General features: G+C 38.8%; 21 protein-coding genes. 15 read left to right on the forward strand and 6 right to left on the reverse strand.

What is annotated here, in order from left to right:
* The 9 genes from AB657_RS00670 to AB657_RS00705 all read left to right on the forward strand — a co-directional run bounded on the left by AB657_RS00670 (position 1) and on the right by AB657_RS00705 (position 7060).
* Entirely contained in the window at positions 1–612 is a 612-nt protein-coding gene (locus tag AB657_RS00670) for a fumarylacetoacetate hydrolase family protein (RefSeq protein WP_047244744.1), read from the forward strand.
* Positions 612–950: an Hpt domain-containing protein gene (locus AB657_RS00675; protein WP_047244745.1), complete on the forward strand. Its 339-nt coding sequence runs from the start codon at positions 612–614 to the stop codon at positions 948–950. Before AB657_RS00670 ends, AB657_RS00675 begins: the two co-directional genes overlap by 1 nt.
* Positions 950–2200 (forward strand): competence/damage-inducible protein A, encoded by a 1251-nt coding sequence (locus tag AB657_RS00680; protein ID WP_047244746.1) that lies wholly within the window; start codon positions 950–952, stop codon positions 2198–2200. The genes AB657_RS00675 and AB657_RS00680 overlap by 1 nt, the downstream gene beginning before the upstream one ends.
* 69 nt (positions 2201–2269) lie before the next feature.
* Positions 2270–2506, forward strand: coding sequence for a 50S ribosomal protein L28 (gene rpmB / locus AB657_RS00685; RefSeq protein ID WP_047244747.1), 237 nt, complete (start codon positions 2270–2272; stop codon positions 2504–2506).
* 19 nt (positions 2507–2525) lie between these two features.
* Positions 2526–2708 carry a 50S ribosomal protein L33 gene (gene rpmG / locus AB657_RS00690; protein WP_047244748.1) on the forward strand — a complete coding sequence of 61 codons (183 nt, stop codon included), beginning with the start codon at positions 2526–2528 and terminating at the stop codon, positions 2706–2708.
* A gap of 7 nt (positions 2709–2715) precedes the next feature.
* A complete protein-coding gene (locus AB657_RS17780; RefSeq protein ID WP_084696355.1) occupies positions 2716–2868 on the forward strand; it encodes a DUF4295 domain-containing protein in 153 nt (50 codons plus the stop codon).
* Between the two features lie 90 nt (positions 2869–2958).
* On the forward strand, positions 2959–3921 hold the full coding sequence (ftsY, locus tag AB657_RS00695) for a signal recognition particle-docking protein FtsY (protein ID WP_047244749.1): 963 nt from the start codon (positions 2959–2961) through the stop codon (positions 3919–3921).
* Between the two features lie 311 nt (positions 3922–4232).
* On the forward strand, positions 4233–5909 hold the full coding sequence (locus tag AB657_RS00700; protein ID WP_047244750.1) for an amidase family protein: 1677 nt from the start codon (positions 4233–4235) through the stop codon (positions 5907–5909).
* 23 nt (positions 5910–5932) lie between these two features.
* Complete coding sequence (locus AB657_RS00705; protein ID WP_047244751.1) at positions 5933–7060, forward strand: DmpA family aminopeptidase; 1128 nt, start codon at positions 5933–5935, stop codon at positions 7058–7060.
* A 63-nt stretch (positions 7061–7123) separates the two neighbouring features.
* On the opposite strand, the gene AB657_RS00710 is transcribed toward AB657_RS00705, so the two are convergent.
* Complete coding sequence (locus AB657_RS00710) at positions 7124–8221, reverse strand: serine hydrolase domain-containing protein (RefSeq protein WP_047244752.1); 1098 nt, start codon at positions 8219–8221, stop codon at positions 7124–7126.
* 141 nt (positions 8222–8362) lie between these two features.
* Between AB657_RS00710 and rimO the strand changes: the two genes are divergently transcribed.
* Positions 8363–9664: a 30S ribosomal protein S12 methylthiotransferase RimO gene (gene rimO / locus AB657_RS00715; RefSeq protein ID WP_047244753.1), complete on the forward strand. Its 1302-nt coding sequence runs from the start codon at positions 8363–8365 to the stop codon at positions 9662–9664.
* 83 nt (positions 9665–9747) lie between these two features.
* Here the strand turns inward: rimO and AB657_RS00720 are convergent, their stop codons facing one another.
* Positions 9748–9942, reverse strand: a complete 195-nt coding sequence (locus tag AB657_RS00720) for a DUF4177 domain-containing protein (RefSeq protein ID WP_047244754.1) — start codon at positions 9940–9942, stop codon at positions 9748–9750.
* 17 nt (positions 9943–9959) lie between these two features.
* Positions 9960–12410 (reverse strand): M14 family metallopeptidase, encoded by a 2451-nt coding sequence (locus AB657_RS00725; protein WP_047244755.1) that lies wholly within the window; start codon positions 12408–12410, stop codon positions 9960–9962.
* Positions 12411–12584: 174 nt separating this feature from the next.
* Here AB657_RS00725 and bshC point away from each other — a divergent pair, with 174 nt between their 5' ends.
* A complete protein-coding gene (gene bshC / locus AB657_RS00730) occupies positions 12585–14189 on the forward strand; it encodes a bacillithiol biosynthesis cysteine-adding enzyme BshC (protein WP_047244756.1) in 1605 nt (534 codons plus the stop codon).
* 3 nt (positions 14190–14192) lie between these two features.
* Complete coding sequence (locus AB657_RS00735) at positions 14193–15596, forward strand: glycosyltransferase family 39 protein (protein ID WP_047244757.1); 1404 nt, start codon at positions 14193–14195, stop codon at positions 15594–15596.
* On the opposite strand, the gene AB657_RS00740 is transcribed toward AB657_RS00735, so the two are convergent.
* Together AB657_RS00740 and AB657_RS00745 are read right to left on the reverse strand one after the other, a co-directional pair.
* Complete coding sequence (locus AB657_RS00740; RefSeq protein ID WP_047244758.1) at positions 15563–16108, reverse strand: pyridoxamine 5'-phosphate oxidase family protein; 546 nt, start codon at positions 16106–16108, stop codon at positions 15563–15565. The two genes, AB657_RS00735 and AB657_RS00740, sit on opposite strands and share 34 nt — an antisense overlap.
* Positions 16109–16526: 418 nt before the next feature.
* A complete protein-coding gene (locus tag AB657_RS00745; RefSeq protein ID WP_047247701.1) occupies positions 16527–17252 on the reverse strand; it encodes an SIMPL domain-containing protein in 726 nt (241 codons plus the stop codon).
* A gap of 76 nt (positions 17253–17328) precedes the next feature.
* Here AB657_RS00745 and guaA point away from each other — a divergent pair, with 76 nt between their 5' ends.
* Genes guaA through AB657_RS00760 form a run of 3 tightly spaced genes read left to right on the forward strand, consistent with a single transcriptional unit; the run spans position 17329 to position 21483 of the window.
* Entirely contained in the window at positions 17329–18861 is a 1533-nt protein-coding gene (gene guaA / locus AB657_RS00750; protein ID WP_047244759.1) for a glutamine-hydrolyzing GMP synthase, read from the forward strand.
* Between the two features lie 2 nt (positions 18862–18863).
* Positions 18864–21077 (forward strand): LysM peptidoglycan-binding domain-containing protein, encoded by a 2214-nt coding sequence (locus tag AB657_RS00755; RefSeq protein ID WP_232304819.1) that lies wholly within the window; start codon positions 18864–18866, stop codon positions 21075–21077.
* A gap of 1 nt (position 21078) precedes the next feature.
* Positions 21079–21483, forward strand: a complete 405-nt coding sequence (locus AB657_RS00760; RefSeq protein ID WP_047244761.1) for an OsmC family protein — start codon at positions 21079–21081, stop codon at positions 21481–21483.
* Positions 21484–21647: 164 nt separating this feature from the next.
* Here the strand turns inward: AB657_RS00760 and AB657_RS00765 are convergent, their stop codons facing one another.
* On the reverse strand, positions 21648–22178 hold the full coding sequence (locus tag AB657_RS00765) for a hypothetical protein (RefSeq protein ID WP_047244762.1): 531 nt from the start codon (positions 22176–22178) through the stop codon (positions 21648–21650).
* Positions 22179–22260: the final 82 nt, after the last annotated feature.

Below are 22260 nucleotides of genomic sequence, written 5' to 3' on the forward strand. Positions count from 1 at the left end.
ATGAAGATTATATGTATAGGTAGAAATTATGCAGATCACATTTCGGAGCTCAATAACGAAAGGCCCGAGGATCCCGTAATTTTTATAAAACCGGACTCGGCGGTATTGCCAAAAGAACAAGATTTTTATATCCCCGAATTTTCCGATGATGTACATTATGAAGTAGAGGTCTTGGTAAAGATCAAAAGGGTGGGGAAACATATAAAAAAGGAGTTTGCCGCAACCTATTATGATGAGGTAGGGTTAGGGATAGATTTTACTGCCAGGGATTTACAGTCAAAACTTAAGTCAAAAGGATTGCCTTGGGAGAAGGCCAAGGGTTTTGATGGGGCTGCGGTTATAGGTGAGTGGCTTCCAAAAACAAGTTTTAAGGATCTTAACGATATTAATTTTAACTTGGAGAAAAATGGTGAGGTGGTACAATCCGGAAATACAGCTCAGATGTTGTGGAAAATAGATGAAATTATATCGTATGTTTCTACGTTCTTTATGTTAAAAAAAGGAGATGTAATTTTTACGGGGACCCCGGCAGGAGTTGGAAAGGTATCTCCAAATGATTATCTTTCAGGTAGCATCGAAAACAAGGAGCTTTTTAAGGTAAAAATAAAGTAATGATTTATAGTTTAGACAAAATTAATGAGATGGCGGAAGGGGACGAAGACTTTATTCTGTCGGTCATTTCTGTTTTTTTAGAAGAAGTTCCTGCAGACTTGGAAAGTCTGGAAGAAGCTATTAAAGAGAAGGATTACGAAAGAACGTATCAATTGGCGCATAAAATAAAGCCCAATGTGGATTTGTTGGGGATGGAGCAAACACGTGCGGCCGCTTTAGAGGTGGAGACACTTGGTAAAAAAAGTGCCGGTTGGGACCAGATAGAAAGTACTTTTCCCATCTTAAAAAAAGACATACACCAAGTAATAGGTGAGCTTAAAAACGACTTCGACGTATAATGTTCGCAGAAATTATTACAATTGGTGATGAGATTCTCATTGGCCAAATCGTGGATACCAATTCTGCGTTTATATCAAAAGAGCTTAATAAAATAGGCATTTCTGTCGGTCAGATTACCTCTATTAGAGATGATAGGGAGCAAATTCTTAAATCATTGTCCGATGCAAGTTCACGGGCCGATATTGTTATAGTTACAGGCGGTCTGGGGCCGACCAAAGACGATATAACCAAACATACCTTTTGTGAATTTTTCAACGACACCTTGGTCGAGGACAAGAATGTGTTGGCGCATGTAGAGGATCTTTTTGCCAAGTACATCACCAACACTCCTATTTCCGATTTAAATAGGAGGCAAGCATGGGTTCCCAGTAAGGCCGAAGTATTGCATAATGCCAACGGTACGGCCCCGGGCATGTGGTTCTATGAAGAAGGCACCACTTTTGTTTCGCTACCGGGTGTTCCCTTTGAAATGAAGCATTTGATGAAGGAAGCCGTTATTCCTAAACTCAGTAAATTTTATGAAAGGCCGCATATTGTACATAAGACCATTACCACCTATGGGATGGGTGAAAGTGCCATTGCCGAATTAATAGAAGAATGGGAAGATAACCTGCCCGAATTTATAAAGTTGGCCTATCTTCCTAATTTTGGAAAAGTTAGGTTAAGGCTTTCCGCCATAGGAAATGATTACGATGGTATCATAAAGGCGGTAGAGACCGAGACCGACAAACTGTTTTCGTTAATAGGGGATATTATACATGGTACTGAAGATGATGAGGGCATAGAAGAAGAGATATCCAAAATGTTGACCTATAAAGGGTTTACTTTGTCCACGGCAGAAAGTTTTACGGGAGGCAAGATAGCGGAAGAGATAACTTCTATACCAGGGGCCTCGGCATACTTTAAGGGTAGTGTGGTAAGTTATGCAACAGAAGTAAAGATTAATGTTTTGGGAGTTTCCAAACAATTGGTGGACAAATACTCGGTGGTAAGTGCCCAAGTGGCCGAAGAAATGGCGAAAGGGATACAGCGACTGTTGAAAACGGATTTTGCCATTGCTACCACAGGCAATGCCGGGCCCACAAAAGGAGATTCAGATGCAGATGTTGGTACGGTCTATATTGCCATTGCATCACCGAGTGGGGTTACGGTAAATAAATTTAGTATGGGTACTCAAAGAGAAAGAGTGGTGCAAAAGTCTGTAAATAAGGCTTTTGAGTTGTTGCAAAAAGAAATTTTAAAAATGTGAAGTAGAATGTTGGCTGTATGATAAAAATGATATAAATTTGCACCCTGTTTAAAAGAAAAAATCGGCACGATGTCAAAAGTTTGTGAAATTACTGGAAAGAGGGCGATGTTTGGAAACAACGTTTCCTTCTCCATCAACAAGACGAAAAGAAGATTTGATGTAAATCTTTCCAAGAAAAGATTTTACATTCCGGAAGAAGACCGTTGGGTAACATTGAAAGTTTCTGCAAGGGCTTTGAAGATTATCAATAAAAAAGGTATTTCTGCCGTATTGAAAGATGCAAAAGCTAAAGGGTTAGTTAAGTAACCTTAAATTATAGATTACGATGGCAAAAAAAGGCAACAGAATACAAGTAATTTTAGAGTGTACGGAGCATAAAGATTCCGGACAACCTGGTACTTCCAGATATATTACGACTAAGAATAAGAAAAATACTCCAGAAAGATTAGAGATTAAAAAATTCAATCCTATCTTGAAGAGAATGACAGTTCATAAAGAAATAAAATAATTAGGTCATGGCAAAGAAGACGGTAGCAAGTTTACAGACAAGTTCGAAAAGATTGACAAAAGCCATTAAAATGGTTAAGTCACCAAAAAGTGGTGCTTATGTTTTTGTTGAAGCTGTTATGGCCCCAGAAATGGTTAATGATTGGTTGGCCAAAAAATAAAATACTACTTTTTAAAAAAGTAATTGAGCCTCTTTCTTACGAAAGGGGCTTTTTAATTTTTTATATTTGATCAACTTTTAGATTACTACAATGAGTTTATTTAAAAAGATATTTTCTTCTGACAAGAAAGAAACGTTGGATAAGGGTCTAGAAAAGACTAAGACCAGTTTTTTTTCCAAACTAGGAAAAGCGGTTGCAGGAAAGTCTAAAGTTGACGATGATGTATTGGATAATCTCGAAGAGGTGTTGGTGACCTCTGATGTTGGTGTAGATACTACTTTAAAGATTATAGAAAGAATAGAGGCAAGGGTGGCCAAGGACAAATACATGGGTACCGATGAGCTTAATGGTATTTTAAGGGAAGAGATTGCAGGTCTTCTTTCTGAAACCCATACGGGCAATGATACGGAGATTCAAATTCCAAAAGACAAGAAACCCTATGTTATTATGGTAGTAGGTGTCAACGGCGTTGGTAAGACTACTACTATAGGTAAGTTGGCCTATCAATTTAAGAAACAAGGCCTTAAGGTTGTTTTAGGGGCGGCAGATACCTTTAGGGCTGCGGCCATAGACCAGTTACAGGTATGGGCGGATCGTGTAGGTGTGCCTATTATAAAGCAACAAATGGGAAGCGACCCGGCATCGGTGGCATTCGATACCTTAAGTTCTGCCGTAAAGCAAGATGCAGATGTCGTCATTATAGATACCGCTGGCAGATTACACAATAAGGTTAACCTAATGAACGAGCTGACCAAGGTAAAAAGAGTAATGAGAAAGGTTGTGGAAGATACACCGCATGAGGTACTGTTGGTGTTGGATGGTTCTACAGGTCAGAATGCCTTTGAACAGGCAAAACAGTTTACAAAAGCAACAGAGGTGACTTCGTTGGCGGTTACTAAATTGGACGGTACCGCAAAAGGAGGGGTCGTTATCGGTATCTCCGACCAATTTCAAATACCGGTAAAATATATTGGTGTAGGGGAAGGCATCGAAGATTTACAGGTCTTCAATAAATATGAATTTGTAGATTCTTTCTTTAATATTAATAAATAGGGAAAAATAATTAGGTTCTTGTTTGTACTTCTATAAATCTCTTTCCGATGGTTTTAAAGACTAGGTGTCTAGTCGGAACAGAGAATGGTATGTCCTTATATACAGATAATTGATCCCTTATTACTTTTCTAATAAGAGTATGGCTCATTGCTTTTATGTTATAATGGGCTATATTCAGTATGGTAATACATTTAAAACCACTAAAAGCAGTATATTTCAGAGGTGATTGGCTTATTGGGATAGTTTATTCCGGTAATGTGCTGTGAGTTATATGGGTTAAAAACGTAAAGAGGTAAAATACAAATTAAGGTATGAGGAAAATCTTGGCATCATTGGTAGTTATGATGATATTTTCATGTGGAGACAAGAGCGTAATAAAAAATGAAGAATCAGTACTTTGGCAGCCTTATAACGATTCTGTGGAAATTGTTGCCAATGCAGAGCATGAGAAGGCGAGAATGAGATATAAGTTAATTCAATCGAAAGTATTGGATAAAAATGAAGTATTTCGTCCATTATACCATGAAGTCTCTAAAATGACCCCAGAGGAGTACGAATCCTTAAAACCGTTGATTTTAGAGCAAAACATTTTTTCTATTCGTAAAAGTATAGAAGACAATCGTCTTGGGTATGAGCAATTGGTACTTTTTTATCTGTACAGGATCTATAAGTATGAACTGGATAATAATACCACCTTAAATACGGTCATAGCCTTGAATGAAGATGTTGTGGAATCGGCCAGAAAATTGGATGAGCAGAAGAGGGAGGGAAGATTGCCCGGAATTCGGCATCCTATTTTTGGAATGCCTATTTTATTAAAAGACAATATTGATATAAAGGGCATGAAAACCACGGCAGGTAGTATTGCCTTAATGGAGAATGAGGTGGACGATTCGTTTATTGTTAAGAGACTAAAGGAAAATGGCGCTTTGATTTTAGGAAAGGTCAACCTAAGTGAATGGGCCTATTACCTCTGTAGTGGTTGCCCGGTCGGGTATAGTGCCGTGGGTGGACAAACATTAAACCCGTATGGAAGAAAGGTTTTTGAGACTGGAGGTTCCAGTTCTGGCAGTGGTACGGCAGTGGCCGCCAATTACGCAGTTGCTGCCGTAGGTACCGAAACCTCGGGGTCTATATTGTCTCCAAGTAGCCAAAATTCCGTGGTAGGCCTAAAGCCCACAATCGGTTTGTTGAGCCGGTCGGGAATAGTGCCAATTTCAAGTACCTTGGACACACCGGGGCCAATGACCAAAAATGTAGTGGATAATGGTATTTTATTATCGGCCATGTTAGGGTACGATACTTTGGATACCAAATCTGTGGATGAAGATTTTCCTGGTATTTTATCGGCGGGCCTAAACCCCGAACCATTTTCAGAAATGCGGTTGGGGGCAATATCATCATTAATGGAAAACGATAGTATCTATAAAAATACAGTGGAAGCATTACGCGCAGAAGGTGCGGAAATAATTGAGTTTACACCTCCAGATGTTGAAATGAGCGGTTTTTTGAGCCTTCTGAATATAGATATGAGGAAAGATCTTCCTGTTTATTTAAAAAGATACTCGAATCCAGAAAAGGTGAAAATCACCTCTATCAAAGATGCCGTGGCCTTTAACAAAGAAGATTCCTTGGTTAGAATCCCTTATGGGCAAGCGTTGTTCGAAGGTATTATAAAAGATACTACAACTAACGAAGGCTTGGAAGAAATAAAAACAAGATTAGAGAACAGTGGAAGAGCATTTTTTGATTCGGCGATGAATGAACATAAGCTTCATGCTGTGCTGTCAATTAATAATTATCATGCTGGTTATGCCGCGGTTGCAAAATATCCGGCATTAGCGGTCCCAATGGGTTATAAGCCTAGTGGAGAGCCCATAAGTCTTACCTTTATTGGTAAACCGTTTACCGAAGCGCAATTACTACGAATGGGGAGAGCTTATGAAATTAAATTTCCCGTGCGACAAATACCCAACGGATACGAGTAAGGTACAATAAAAAGAAGAAGGTCATGGTAAGGTATATATGGTGTTTTTTGATATTGGCTTGTTTTAACTGCTATGCGCAACAGAAAAGAATCAGGGATTACGGAGTTGAAATAGGTGTTTTAAAAACAGGTGAATACAATGCCATAACAGATGTAAAAGGTGTACGAGTAGGGCATACCACTATAATTGAAGCTGATAGTATACGTACGGGCGTTACTGCGATACTTCCCCATAATGAAAATATTTTTCAGTCTAAAGTTCCGGCTGCTATCTATATTGGAAACGGTTTTGGAAAATTGGCGGGCTATAGTCAGGTAGAGGAACTGGGAAATATTGAGACCCCTATTGTTTTAACGAATACCCTAAGTGTACCCATAGCGTCAAATGCCTTGATAGATTATACCCTACGGATGCCGGGCAACGAAAAAGTACGGTCAGTTAACCCAGTGGTAGGGGAGACGAACGATGGCTGGTTGAATGATATTCGAGGTCGTCATGTAAAAGAAAACCATGTGTTGGAAGCGATTAAAAGTGCAAAAGGCGGGCCGGTCGAAGAGGGGAGTGTTGGGGCCGGTACGGGAACCATTTGTTTTGGATACAAAGGCGGAATAGGTACGGCATCAAGGGTTTTGCCTGTGTCTCTGGGTAATTTTACGGTCGGGGTATTGGTTCAGACCAATTTTGGGGGTGTGTTGGAAATTAATGGAGTGCCTATTGCAAGAGAATTAAAAAAGTATCCTTATCGAGATAAGCTTTTGAACGATGCCGATGGCTCTTGTATGATTGTCATAGCTACAGATGCGCCTTTAGATTCCAGAAACTTGAAAAGACTGGCTAAAAGGGCTATGTTGGGATTGGCGAAAACAGGTGGAATTGCATCCAACGGAAGTGGAGATTATGTAATAGCTGTATCTACGGCCAAAACAAATCGTATTGCCTATGAAGATGATTCTATGTTCAAAGAGGAGAAATTGCTTCGCAACGATGCTATTTCTCCATTATTTTTGGCAACAATAGAAGCTACCGAAGAAGCTATTTTAAATTCGTTGTTCGCAGCTCGGACAATGACCGGAAGAGATGGGCATGAGATACGGTCTATACCGATAGATAAGATAATCCCCTTAATGAAAAAATACAACAAGATTCGTTAGCGGCTCTTGGTGTCTAGAGAAGGTATGTTCATAGGGTAGTATAGCTAGTATACTATTAATGAATTAGTTGATTACTTTGTTAAGGGCTTCCCAAAGATCATTGTCAAAACTAGAGAAGGCTAAAGAGGAAGTGTCAGCGGCGTCGCCAAAACGGACTATTACCAAATTTTTGCTAGGGACAATATATAGTTTTTGGTCAAAAGCACCTAAGCCGGCATAGAGGTCGTCTGGGGCGTTGGGTATCAGTTTACCTTGAAACTGCTCTTCTGTAGAAGGTAGTTTGTAGCTGTCTTTACCATTTAACCAATAAAGGTAGCCATATGATTCGTTGAGGTCTTGTGATGTGTTGGTAGCGGCGTTAAAATAGTCTTTGTCTTCTATGATAACGGTGTTGTTCCATACCCCTTCGTTTAAGTTCAATAAGCCAAAACGTGCCATACTTCGGGCATTGCTAAAATATAGGTTATTGTAACCTACCTTTGTCCATATGCCTTCCATACCAATTTTGTCTCCAATCCTGTTATTAAAGTAATCTATATAGCTTTGGCCAACAGCAGCGGTAATTATATCGTCCAGTTTGGTATATGCGCCTTGGTGGTAATACCAGTAGGTACCCGGTTCGTTTTTATAGAGAAAGCATTCTTTATCTGTACAAAAGTTGTTGTCTACGTTGTAATCCATGCCGGTGGTCATGGTTAGGTGGTGGCGAATGGTAATGTTGTTCTCCTGTTCGGTGGTCATCGAAGACCAGCCGTTACCTAAATACAGGGCAGAACTATCGTCTAATGAAAGTAGTCCTTCATTTTGTGCGATTCCTATGGTCATAGAGGTCAATGTTTTAGCTGCTGAATTCCAAGAATGGCTTCTAGAGGCGGTAAAATCTCCAAAGTATTTTTCTAGGACTATTTTTCCGTCCTTTAAAAGAATAAAAGCATCGGTGCTGTTCGTTTCTAAAAAATCGTACAGAAGTTGTTCCGACTCTTTGTTCCAACCAAGTTCTTCGATAGTACTTGTTTCCCAGGTGTCAGAATCTATTGGGGGGAAATATAATGGGCTGTTTTCGTTGTTTTCTTCTAAAGCTTCAGTATCGTCCAACTGATCTGTAGAACATCCGCTAATAATTAATAAGCTAAAAAACGTGAATAGTAAAAATCGATGCATGACTGGATTTTAGTATAAGACATAGTTTTTTTTCAAAGGTTTAACGTAAAAAAGAAATTAATGGTGCGTAAAGGAAAATAATCATTCCTCAAATTGTATTTTTGCACCCGCCTAAAAGAGAGGTTAGTAAGATAGATAGGTATGCGAACAAAAACCCTTAAGAAGAACAAAATCAACGTTGTAACCTTAGGTTGTAGCAAAAATGTGTATGACTCAGAAGTGTTAATGGGTCAATTGCGTGCCAATGACAAAGAGGTGGTGCATGAAGAGGAAGGTAATGTGGTGGTGATAAATACTTGCGGGTTTATAGCCAATGCCAAAGAGGAGAGTGTAAATACGATTTTAGAATATGTTCAGAAAAAAGAGGCTGGTGAAGTTGACAAGGTTTTTGTTACCGGTTGTTTAAGCGAAAGGTATAAGCCTGATCTGCAGAAAGAGATACCTAATGTAGATGAGTACTTTGGTACCAGTGAGCTCCCAAATTTATTAAAGGCTTTAGGTGCTGATTATAAACACGAGCTGATTGGTGAAAGGTTGACCACCACGCCAAAAAATTATGCTTATTTGAAAATTGCAGAGGGATGCGATAGACCTTGTTCGTTCTGTGCCATTCCCTTAATGCGTGGAAAACACAAGAGTAAGCCTATAGAAGAATTGGTAACAGAAGCTGAGAAATTAGCGGCCAAAGGGGTGAGGGAATTGATTTTAATAGCCCAGGACCTTACTTATTATGGTTTAGACCTTTATAAAAAAAGAAACCTGGCCGAGTTATTAAAAGAACTTGTGAAGGTAGAAGGTATAGAATGGATTCGTTTGCATTATGCCTTTCCTACCGGTTTTCCAATGGATGTTTTGGAGGTGATGAAAACAGAGGATAAGGTATGTAACTATTTGGATATACCATTACAGCACATTTCCGATAAGATCCTAAAAAGTATGCGTCGTGGAACTACACAGGCAAAAACAACGAAGTTGATCAACGATTTTAGGGCTATAGTGCCTGAAATGAACATAAGAACAACATTGATCGTAGGGTATCCGGGCGAGACCGAAGAGGATTTTCAAACGCTTAAGAAGTGGGTCGAAGAAATGAGGTTTGAGCGTTTGGGGTGCTTTACGTACAGCCATGAGGAAAATACACACGCCTATTCTTTAGAGGACGATGTTCCCGAAGAAATAAAACAAGAGCGTGCCAACGAGATCATGGAAATTCAATCTCAAATCTCATGGGAGCTCAATCAGTTAAAAATAGGCCAAACCTTAAAATGTATAATTGATCGTAAGGAAGGTAATTATTTTGTTGGTCGAACTGAATATGATTCTCCAGATGTAGACAACGAGGTGTTGGTAGACGCTACCAAACACTACTTAAAACAAGGTGAATTTGTAGATATAAAGATTACCGATGCGGCAGATTTTGATCTCTACGGTGAGCCTGCCTAATTTATAGGCAGAATTGTATTGCCCTGTAGTTCTATGTTTTTTAGGGGTAAATGAATCAAAGCTTTTTCGTCTAGCCTACATCGCTATTTTTCAAAATAAAGATAAATATAGACGGCGGCACCAAAACTAACGGCATCTGTTGAGGCCAGATGCCAACCGTCTTTAGTATATTTATTTAGTGTTTCCTGAATTTCAGCCTGCGATGATTTGGCAATATGCTTCGTATCCAGTGTAAGTTTGCTAAAAAAAACGAGCGTCTCAACCTTGTACTCTTTCATGTGGTCTTAAACTTGGTTTAATTCACCATAAAAAGGGCATTGGCAAAAAACAATTTTCCGTTCTCCCAAAAACCTCTGAACAAAGGATTATCAACCATGTATATCACTTGGCCACGTCCCATACGTTGTGTGCCAAAAATTAGGGATTCCGCTATTCTCTTTTGTGCTTCGCTACCTGCGAAACCGGAAACAGGTTTGTTTGCACCTTTTGATAAATAAACTGCGCTTCCTCCATCTAAATAATTGTATGCGCTATTGCCTAATTTTAAAGTGAAGTAAGTGTCGTTATAACCATAGGCCAATGGGTTGGTATTGTCTACGTTCGCTTTAAAGATAGCGCCTGTTATGGCTGATTTTATGTATTCTCTTTCAGTAGAATCAAAGGCATCCATGTTTATGGTGGTGTCCTTTTTTTGTTCTTTTTCCTTGATGTTGAATCCTTTTTGTTTAGATAGCATTCCAATGGAATTCCCCATGGCAATAAGTTTTCCGCCGCCTCTTACCCATTCGGCTATTTTGTTGGTGGTCATTTCGTTTAAAAAGCTTCGATAACCTCTTCCGTCAGGTAAGATCAGCACATCGTATTCGGTGAGGTCCACTCTATTAAAATAAGATTCGTCCAACACCGAAATGGGGTAGTTTAGTTGTTGCTCAAAAAAGTGCCAAATTTCGCCAAAACGTAATGTTGAGGTTGGGTTACCTGATAATGCTGCTATTTTAAGATTTTTGATGACCCCTACATATCCTGACCCAAAATCTTTTCCACTATCCACAAAACCTGTATTCACGGGAGTTAATTTTTTATGGAACTTTTTAGAGGCCGCGTCTAAAATTTTTGTAAAACCATCAATGTACTTATTGTCCGATTTGGTAACGATAAGGCTTCCTCTGTCATAATCGGTGCCATTGATCTTAAATGGTTTTTTAGAATATCTTACCCTAATATTTTCGTTTAAAAGTGCCGCTAAGAATTGGGCGTCCTTTATGCTGTTCCAGTCTCCTATGTAAGCATAGCTATCCGATTTGCCAATGCCAAATTCCTCTGTTTTTTGAGGGGCCGTCGTTTTTTGGATGTTGCTCTCTGTTGCCAATGCATCCAGCCCATAGGCATACGGTAAAGACCAAGCTGTAATATCGTATGTAACAGAATCGCTTAATTTTGCGTTTGGCTCAAATAACACTTTTACTAGTGTAGCTTTAGGTTGGTCGGTTGATACGATAAGGCTGTTATTAGAACCTCTTAATGAACCGGATTTGGAGGTGTTGTATCGAAAACCTTTATAAGTGGTGTTTGATCCGTAACCATACTCGATCTCATGTTTGTCCAATAAATCGGTCAGTTTTTCCAATTTGTCGGTATCACCGTTAAGTACATAGTTTTTGTACTTATAGTTTTTGTTCTGATAAAACTTTTTAAACTCATCGTTCAATCTTTCTACATTGCCACTGGCAACCTCTACCGTAGATAGTCCTGTGGTGTGGTGATGGGCAATACGGTCTTTCAAAGTCAAGGTGTCACCAATATCGGTAAGTATGCCAAGGCCGCCTCTGCCTCCTCCACCTTGTTCGTAGGTCATACCTATACCTCCGTTGTAGATAGGGTAGGTGTCACCGTAGCTCGGGTATAATAGGTCAAAGACCTCTTTGGTGAAGTAAAACCAGCCGTTGGCATCAAAATATTTTGCATGGTTTTTTCCTATGGTTACCTGAAATTCTCTTTGAAAATCGGTAATTACTTCATGAAAAGGTTCTGCTGCAGGGGCAAAATAATAAGGGCTGTTTACTCCCTGCTCATGAAAATCTACATGCACATGAGGAAGCCATTTGTTAAATTGTTTTAAGCGCTGTTGGCTCTCTATTTGTGTTAGCCATGCCCAATCCCTATTTAGGTCGAACATGTAATGATTGCTTCTTCCGTTCCACCAACCTTCGTGATGTTCCTTACTGTTTGGGTCAACATTGAACGGGGTGTTTTTATATTGGTTGTACCAGTTTACGTATCTGTCTCTACCATCAGGGTTAATGCATGGGTCCATGATCACTACGGTATTTTCCAAGTAATTGCTTTTTGATGTCAGTAAATCATAAATGGTCTGCATCGATGCTTCGGTGCTCACACTTTCATTGCCGTGTACATTATAACTTAGCCATACGATAGCCTTATCGGGCGAACCTTCGCCCTTGGTGCTTTTTAGATGCTCTTCCCTGATCTGTTCAAGGTTTTGCATGTTTTGTTCGGTAGAAATAAAGGCTAATATCAACGGTCTTCTTTCGTTGGTTTTGCCATATTCCAATAATTTCATCCTCTTGGGTTCGGCATCCGCTAAGTATTGGTAATAGTCAACAACTTGATGGTGTCTGGTGAACTGACTGCCCAGTTCATACCCCAAAAATTCTGAGGGAGATTTAAGTTGCGCAATTAAAAAGAAAGGAAGTGTAACGAAAAGTAGTGGTAAAAGTTTTTTCATTTGGTCTGGTTATAAAAAGAATACTGTCAAATCTACCAAAATAATTGGTTAAAACGATAATGAACAATAAGCTTTTTAAAGAACCGTAGATGTTAGTGCCATAAAGTAATTAACGTATTTTTAGGAACTCTAAAACAAGAGAGTTTTATATTTACCTTCATTTTTTGTGTTTATATGGATATTGACTGTTTACCCTTTAAAGAAACTGGTTATTTTTCAAAATTGATATGTGATTATATCGATGAAAAAAAAGAGATAAGACCGCTGTATAATAGGTTTCCTGAGTTAAATAGCTTTAAAGACCAGATAAAGGAAAAAGGGGATAGTTTTTCGCTGGAAAACAGAAAGGTACTCAACAAGGCACTTAATGGGCAATATGCTAATGTTTCCGTTTCCGATGCGACAAAACAAAATATCGATGCCCTAGTAAACGAAAATACCTTTACGATAGTTACGGGGCACCAGCTAAACCTGTTTACCGGACCTTTATATTTTCTCTATAAGATCATTTCTACCATTAACCTTTGCGAAGAACTGAAAAAGGAATACCCCGACCATTTTTTTGTTCCTATATACTGGATGGCCACCGAAGATCATGATTTTGAAGAAATCAACTATTTTAATTACAAGGGCAAAAAGATTCAATGGAACAAGTCTGCTTCGGGCGCAGTAGGGCATTTGAATACTGACGGTCTTGAGGATGTGTTTGAGATTTTCTCCAATGCCATTGGGAATAGTAAAAATGCACAAGATTTAAAATCTTTGTTCAAAAGAGCATATCTGGAAAATGAAACTTTGACAGATGCCACAAGATTTTTGGCCAATGAACTGTTCGGGGAGTATGGCTTGGTCATAGTAGATGGTGACGACAGTAGTTTAAAACGACTTTTGGTTCCCTATATCAAGAAAGATATTTTGGAGCATACGGCCTTTGATGCTGTTTCTGCGCAAATAGAAAAAATAAATGGGATAAATTCTGAATACGGTATACAAGTGAATCCGAGAGAAATCAATTATTTCTATTTGGATGCGGGGCTGCGTGAACGTATCATAGAAAAGAATGGAGCGTATTATGTAAACGATACCGAAATTTCGTTTTCAAAAGAGGAGCTTTTGGAGGAATTGGAACGGCATCCCGAAAAATTTTCTCCGAACGTAGTGGCCAGACCATTGTATCAAGAGGTAATTTTGCCCAATCTATGCTATATAGGAGGGGGAGGTGAGTTGGCGTACTGGTTAGAGCTAAAAACAGCTTTTGAGGCAATGAATGTCACGTTTCCTATATTGCTCTTAAGAAATTCTGCGTTGGTAATTACCGAGAAACAGGCAGTAAAACTTCGTAAGTTAGATGTGTCCATTGCCGACCTGTTCTTAAAGCAGCATACGTTGATAAATAAGAAGATCAGGAGCATATCGAATATAGATATCGATTTCTCTCCGCAGCGCAAATTGTTGGAAGAACAATTTAGAAATATGTACGCCCTGGCGGAACAAACCGACAAATCTTTCTTGGGAGCTGTAAAGGCCCAAGAGATAAAACAAAAGAAGGGGCTGGATAATTTAGAGAAACGCTTGCTGAAAGCTCAAAAAAGAAAATTGAAAGATCATGTATTGCGCCTAACCGAGATTCAAAATCAATTGTTTCCGGGGCATTCTTTGCAAGAGCGTAATTTAAATTTCTCAGAGCTCTATCTAGAATATGGTAAAGATTTGGTACCCACGCTCTTTAAGGCCTTGCGGCCTTTAGACCTAAACTTTACCGTTATAATTCAAAAATAGAATATGGGCAAGAACGTATCTGTGAACAAGATTACCGTACTTGCCATTTTTTCATTTGTAGCCATTACCGTAATCACTTTTTTTAAGAGCGCACTAGAGTTAGAGGATGCGGAACAAGCATATTACTCACAATGGCTTCGTTGGGGATATGATGATCAACCGCCTCTATATACATGGTTGCAGTATGGTTTCAATACTATTTTTCAGGTAAATAAATTGGCATTTTCCATTCTAAGGGCTTCTCTTTTTGCAGGTATTTTGTTAGGGCTGTACCAATTTGCCCAACTAAGGGTCAGAGAGGAACAAAAATCTAAACTGGCAGTTTTACTGTTAGTATTGGTTCCGGTATTTATCGATTTTACTTTTAGAAGACTGTCACATACCAGTTTGCTTTGTGTGTCCGTAATTGCGTCTTATTATTGTATACAAAAGTTAGTGTCGTGTAAATCCATTTCAAATTATCTTTTATTGGGTTTGGTAGTAGGTGTGGGTATCATGTCTAAATACAATTATGCGTTTTTTCTGGTAACCTTTGCTTTGGTTTCTTTGTGGGATAAAGAATTGGGGGCTATTGTTTTTAACCCTAAAATACTGGTATCGGTTTTTGTTTCTGTTTTATTGGTCGCTCCACATGCATATTGGTTATTAGGTCCTGACGGATTTCAATCTTATTTGGAATCTAGTTTAGAAGAGAAAATAGGGGTAGAAAAAGTGGAATTAGGCTTTTCGTTAATGCCAATTTTAATTTATTTGAAAGGTTTGTTTGCCTTATTGCTTCCTGTTTTTCTGTTTATAGGTATAGGATATTTCTTAAAATTTGTGAGTTTCAACAAGCTAAAAATGGATTGGTTTGCTAAAATGTTCATTGTGCAATTACTGGTGTTGGGCATGTTTTTTCTCGTGTTTCAAAGCCAGAAAGTAGAGACAAGGTGGTTGCTGCCACTTTTTGTTCCCTTTGTTGTTCTGTTGGTAGAGGCTGTAAGCTTTAAAAATAATTTAAAATTAGTTGTTGTTGGGTATTGGGTTTTTATTGCGGTAATAGGTGTTCAAACTTTAAGGACGCCAATAGAGAAAATGTTGAATATACCTTCATCGGTTCATTTCGGATTTGAGCCTATTGCCCAAAAATTGAAAGTAAAATATGATGATTATCAATGGATTTTGCCTAATGTAACATACGCAGGTAATGTGAGGGTGCTACATCCTGAAAGAACACTCTTTTCTGCGGATGATTACTCGTTAGGGCAATCGATATCTAAAAAAGAAAAACAGGTAGAGATAATTATTGGTCCACTCGAAGAAAAACAGAGGGTTGCCGTAGATAGTCTTATTGGTTTTGGGAAAGAAAGGGAGAATCTCTATTTCTACGTAGGTCAAGGTACCAAAAATTCACTTTCCCAGCCATAGTCGTTCTTCGAGTATCTAACGCGTATGTGGTTGGGTCTGTTCAGTTTTAGGTATTCTATTTTGAACGGTTCAATTTCTACCATGCAAAAAAAGTGATCGCCCTCTAGATAAGATATAGTCTCGGGATCGCTAATACCGCTTCCGGGGGCGTAGTTTGTGGTGTAATCTTTTCTATTGTTTTCAGGTATATTTTTCCAGATGTCCGATATGGTATCTTGGTCGGTGTGAATTGTTGCCAACCCTTCAACCTTTATTTGTAATAGCTTTTGGGGCTGGTAGAACAACATGCTTACCTTTGGGTTTTCTATCATATGTAGCACTTTCTTGGATCGCCTATCCGTATAAAAGCGTAGGTTGCCATTTTTTAAAACTTCTCTTAAGACAACAGTGCGCAGCCGTGCTAGTTTATCCATGCCAACGGTACCTAATGTTGCATATCTAAAAGGATGGCCTTTTTTGGAGACTCCTTTTTGAAGTTCTTCTTTTAATTCGTTCCAAAAAGTATCGGTCATGGTTTTTTCTTTAAAAATACAAAAAACATGGTAGGGTATTTTTGATTATGGTTGTTGTATATGAAAATGCTGTAAAGAGAGGTTAGTTAAATTTTAGGTTAGTTTTGATTTTGATTAAAAGACTCGGGGTGGTTCCCGAGTTTTTTTATTTGTGTTCTAATGTAAGTTTGTAGAACATTTTACGACCAATAGAGGGAATTGAATTGCTATGAAAAAGAATTTGAACTTTTCAATTTAATTTTAGTGTGGTTGAAAAGCCCGGTCTATAAGCCGGGCTTTTTTTATTTAAGGTAAGATGTTTTTCTCGACTGCTAATTTCTTCAACAGTCTTTTATAAGATAAAATCTAATTTGTAGGAATTAGGTTATGTTGTTAATTTCCAGATAGTTAATTTTTGTTGGGTAAACAAAAGGTTTATCTATTCTACTTTGTAGTCCAAACGCATGGTAATAGAGGCTGTTTTGTTTTTTGAGGTAGTGTTGTAGGCTCCTCCCCAAGAATAATCCTCACCTGAATTTTGACCTGTAATTTGAAATACACCCATTTTTGCAGATACCAGATCTCCTAAATTGCTGCCAGAATTTTCGGCAATTTTTTCAGCTCTCAATCGAGCATCTTCCGTGGCTTTTGAAATCATTTCAATCTTTAGATCGGCCAATTTGGTGTAATAATATCTTGGTGGGTACGAGTTAAACTGAACCCCTTGGTTTAATAATTCCGTTATTTCCCTAGATACCTTTTCTATCAAAGCAACTTCTTTAGATTCAATTTTTATGGTCTGTGTTAGTTGGTAGCCTCTAAAAATACTGCCCACATAGTTGCCATTTTCGTATTTATTGTCTCTGAGTTCTGTTGTTTGAACACTATTGAAAATAATATTGTCGGCTTTTATTCCTTTAGATGTTAAATATGTTTTAACAATGTTCTTATCGTTGTTAAGTTGGTCAAAAGCAGATTTAAGTACTGTATTGGTGGCAGAAAATTGACCTTCCCAAACGATAAGGTCAGAGGTAAAATTTTCGTTTCCCAAGCCCGTTACCGATATGATTTGAGGAGGGTTGGCCCGCTTCACATAGGCGTTTCCCAAAAAATAGGCCGCAACAACAATGGCAAGTCCAAATATAATAGCTGAAATATGTTTCAAGACAATTGTTTTTAAATTGGTGATAAATATACTTAAAAGATAGTTTTGAAAAACCTTCAAATTGCTATTTTTGCCCATGCAAAATAATGTCCTGATTTTAGATTTCGGTTCCCAGTACACGCAACTCATCGCTAGAAGGGTTCGGGAACTCAATATTTTCTGTGAAATAAAACCGTACAATAAGCCACCGGAAGATCTATCCGGTTACAAGGCAGTTATTCTTTCTGGTTCACCACATTCGGTGAGGGCAGAGGATGCTCCGCATCCCGACCTTTCGGGTATAAGGGGTAAAAAACCTTTGTTGGGGGTTTGTTATGGTGCACAGTATTTAGCCCATTTTAATGGGGGAAGTGTAGAAAAGTCCAATACCAGAGAGTATGGTAGGGCCAAACTTGCCCAAATTTATGAAAGCTCCCCTTTCTTAAAAGATATAAATGAAGGGAGCCAGGTTTGGATGAGCCATGCGGATACTATTAAGAAACTTCCTGAGAATGCGGTGCTTTTGGCCAGTACCGACGATGTGGAGAACGCGGCCTTTAGGTTTAAGGGTGAAGAAACCTACGGAATACAGTTTCATCCAGAGGTATATCATTCTACCGATGGAAAAAAGATACTGGAGAATTTCCTGGTACATATAGCTGGAGTTGAACAGACGTGGACCCCAGATGCTTTTGTAGAGACTACAGTAGCTGAACTAAAAGAAAAAATAGGAGATGACAAGGTGATTTTGGGCCTTTCCGGAGGTGTAGATTCATCGGTTGCCGCCGTGCTTTTGCATAAGGCCATTGGTAAACACCTTCACTGCATTTTTGTAAACAACGGGTTGCTTCGTAAAAATGAATTCGAAAATGTTTTGAAGCAGTACGAAGGAATGGGGCTTAATGTAAAGGGTGTGGACGCTTCGGCACGTTTTTTGGATGAGTTGGAGGGTGAGAGCGATCCAGAAACCAAGAGAAAGATTATTGGACGGGTTTTTGTAGAGGTTTTTGATGATGAATCACATAAGGTGGAAAATGCGAAATGGTTGGCCCAGGGGACTATTTATCCTGATGTTATAGAATCGGTTTCTGCAACAGGCGGACCTTCGGCAACTATAAAAAGTCATCATAATGTTGGTGGATTGCCAGACTTTATGAAGCTAAAAGTAGTAGAGCCCTTGAAAATGTTATTTAAAGATGAGGTTAGAAGGGTCGGTAAAAGTATGGGGCTAGATCCTAATTTGTTGGGGCGTCACCCTTTTCCGGGGCCAGGTTTGGCCATTCGTATTTTAGGAGATATAACAAGGGAAAAAGTGGCTATCTTGCAAGAAGTGGACCATATTTTTATTCAAGGCCTAAAAGATTGGGGTCTTTATGATGACGTTTGGCAGGCCGGAGCTATGCTTTTGCCCGTAAATAGTGTTGGGGTTATGGGAGATGAACGTACTTATGAAAAGTGCGTTGCCTTACGTGCGGTCGAAAGTACCGATGGTATGACCGCAGATTGGGTAAATCTGCCCTATGAGTTTTTACAAAAGACCTCGAACGATATTATTAATAAAGTACCCGGTGTCAACAGAGTAGTGTATGATATCAGCTCAAAACCACCGGCGACCATAGAATGGGAATAAAAATGAAAAATGTAGTAAAGTTAGTTTTTACTGTTTGTCTTTGCCTCTTTTTTAGTGGTAAGGCCTTCGGACAAAAGTTTACGACACATGCGGTCAAGAAAAACGAAACACTGTATGGTATAGCCAAACAATACGGTGTTTCCCAAGACGATATTCTTAAGTATAACAAAGAAATTAAAAAAGGGGAGTCCTTGGGAATCAATACTATATTGGTAATACCCAGTGCCAATGGAACCGTAACAAAGCCTTTGCAGAAAACCGGTAATACGGGGGGCGAAGAATCTGTAGAAGTATTGATCGGCAGAATCATGAACGATTCTGTTGTGAAGAAAGAGCCCACCGGTTTTATAGAGTATAAGGTTAAAAAGAAAGAGACCTTATATGGTATTGCCAAGAAATTTGGTGTAACCGAAGAGGAAATCAAAAAGTACAATAAAGAATTGTACGCTACGCAGTTGAAAAAGAAAATGGTTATAAGAATTCCGAAATATAAAAAGACGGAAGAGGACCAAAATACCGTAGACCCCGATGATTTTGAGAAATATGTTGTGGCGCCAAAAGAAACTCGTTGGAGCATAGCACACAAATACGGTATTACCGTAGATAGTATGCTTGCCCTTAACCCGGGTCTCTCTAAAACCACCAATTATTTACAAGAAGGTTATGAGCTTCTTATGCCTAAAATAGCAGGTTCTTCAGTTAAAAATCAAGAAACCCAATTGTACAGGTCCTATACGGTACCGGCCAAAATGAACTTTTATAGGTTAGAGCAACAGTTTGGGGTAAAAGCGGACGAGATAGTAAGACTTAATCCAGAGATTACAGAACGTGGAGGGTTAAAAGAAGGAATGGTGATAAGGTTGCCCGAAACTAAATTGGACCCAGGGGAGATAAATACGGATAACTACATTTTCTATGAGGTTAAGCCAAAACAAAACGAATTTCGATTGACCAGAAAATTTGGAATGTCTTGGGCCGATTTAGTTAAATTGAATCCGGCATTGAAAGATGGATTAAAGGCCGGAATGGTATTAAAATTACCTAAAGATCAGGTGGGCGATTTTGAAGTGAAAAATTCTTTGGTGTTGGATAAGATCAATCTATTGGACAGTATTAACGTAGAAAATCGTCCTAAGGTTATGTTCATGTTGCCGTTCCGTTTAGATAAATTGGACTTAAACGATACCGAAACCGTTGAATGGACCATTGAAAACAGAAATAGCCTAAAATATAGTCTTGGGCTATATTCGGGGGCATTGGTAGCGTTGGACTCTATTAAATCATTGGGTGTATCGGTAGATGTAAAGACCTTTGATAACCAATTGGACCTTCAGAGAACAAAAGAGATATTGCAAAAAGAAAACTTGGGTAGTTATAGCGCAATATTAGGCCCCTTAGATGTATTGTCTCTAAAAGAGGTTTCTAACCAAGCGGCAAATTATCACGTACCGGTAATCGCTCCTGTTCCTGCAAAAAGCGATATTAGTTTAGGAAATGTGTTTTTCTCATATACAGAACCTAAAACACTTCGTGAACATATGCTAACATATGCCAAGGAAAAGTATACGAACGAGAATATTGTAGTAATAGCGGACGAAAAAAATGCGGAAACCAAGGCCGTTATTTTAGAGAGTTTTCCCCAAGCAAAAATACTTGAGGTAAAGGAGGAGAAAAAGAATATAGGTATTAGTAGGGACAAGTTGGGACGTCTTTTATCTGAAGATGTGGAGAATTGGGTCTTTGTGGAATCTGACAATTTTAAATTGATCTCTAGTCTGGTGTCCATACTTAATGCTTTTAACAACTCCCTTTTAGATATAGAAAATGGTACTAAAAAATTAAAAGTAAGAATGTTCACGACAGACAAGAACAACGCTTTTGACAATGATGTTATTTCCAGTACACATTTATCTAATCTTCATTTCACCTATCCATCGGTTTATAGGGAGGTATCATCTGGTCCGTTTGTAAAACGTTATATAGAAAAATTTGGTGATGCACCGGACAAGTTTGCGGTACGAGGTTTCGATATAACCTATGACCTGCTGTTAAAACTGGCTTATAAAAACGATTTGCTGAGTGTTTCTAAGTTCATAGGCGAAACCGAGTACAGTGGGAACAAATTTGATTATGAGAAAGATATTTCTTCGGGCTACTACAATAAAGCTTCCTATATAATGGGGTATGATAATATGTGGATAAAAGAATTGGATTAGTATGACATCGAAAGTAGTATATAACGGCGAATTAAGAACAGAATGTACGCACATTAAATCCGGTGATTCTTTTATGACCGATGCACCTACCGATAATAATGGTCTAGGTCAGGCTTTTTCTCCGACCGATACCGTTGCTACAGGTTTGGCAAGTTGTATGTTGACTATGATGGGGATTAAGGCCAATGGGTTACAGTTGGATATTAGAAACTCTTTGGCAGAGGTAACCAAACATATGGCAGCTTCCCCAAGAAGAATTTCAAAGATAGAAGTAAAACTCACCCTACCTGCCAATATTTCGGATAAGGATAGGAAGGTGTTGGAAAATACGGCAAATACCTGCCCTGTATTATATAGTCTGCATCCAGATATAGAAAAGGAAATTTCATTCAATTGGGTCCTTTGACCTTTTTGTTGCCAGTTTTTCCTTTAAGAAGAGAAAAATGATTCTTTTGCGAATAGAGAAGGCAACCCTTTTTTAAAGAACAAACTAGATTTAAAAATTACAAAAAGAAAGCCCTCCCGGAATAGAATTTCGGGAGGGCTTTCTTTTGATTTTGTTTTCGTTTTTTAGAATCTAAAAGAAGCACCTATGGTTAAAAAAGAGGCTCCGTACCCAGCTTCCGCAAATCCGGCAACGGTATCTGTAAAGTACCAACGGCCGCCCACAAAGGCGCTAGCTCCGGGTCTGCTGTCCAAATCGTTGTAATCGTCACCGCTGTAAAGACGCATAGAAGCCATAACCCCACCGTATACATCAAGATTGTCAATGTCAAAACCGGTGTAGTGGTAAGTTCCACGGGCACCTATAACGGTATATGACCAGCTGTAGTCGTAATTATAGGTTCTATCTTTATAAGTAAATCTTTTATAGCCGATGTAGCCTCCGAGACTTACCACCCCTGGCCCTGGAACATCCCATACCCCTCTTTCGTAACTGGCGCTAAATACAGGACTTTCGGTAGAGGTGCTGTATCCTCCATAATAGCCACCTACACCAATACCGGTATTTATAACGTTTGTGCCTACCTCGAATTCTTGGGCCGATGCAAATTGTACTAAAAAGGTAAAGACGGCCAATAATGTAATCGATTTTTTCATTTTGATCAATGTTTAATATAGTCAGTGTTTAAATGTATGCTTTGGGTGCTAAATTACACACATATTTTAAATTACGATTGTT

This window comes from Maribacter thermophilus, from assembly GCF_001020565.1.
Lineage (GTDB): Bacteria > Bacteroidota > Bacteroidia > Flavobacteriales > Flavobacteriaceae > Maribacter > Maribacter thermophilus.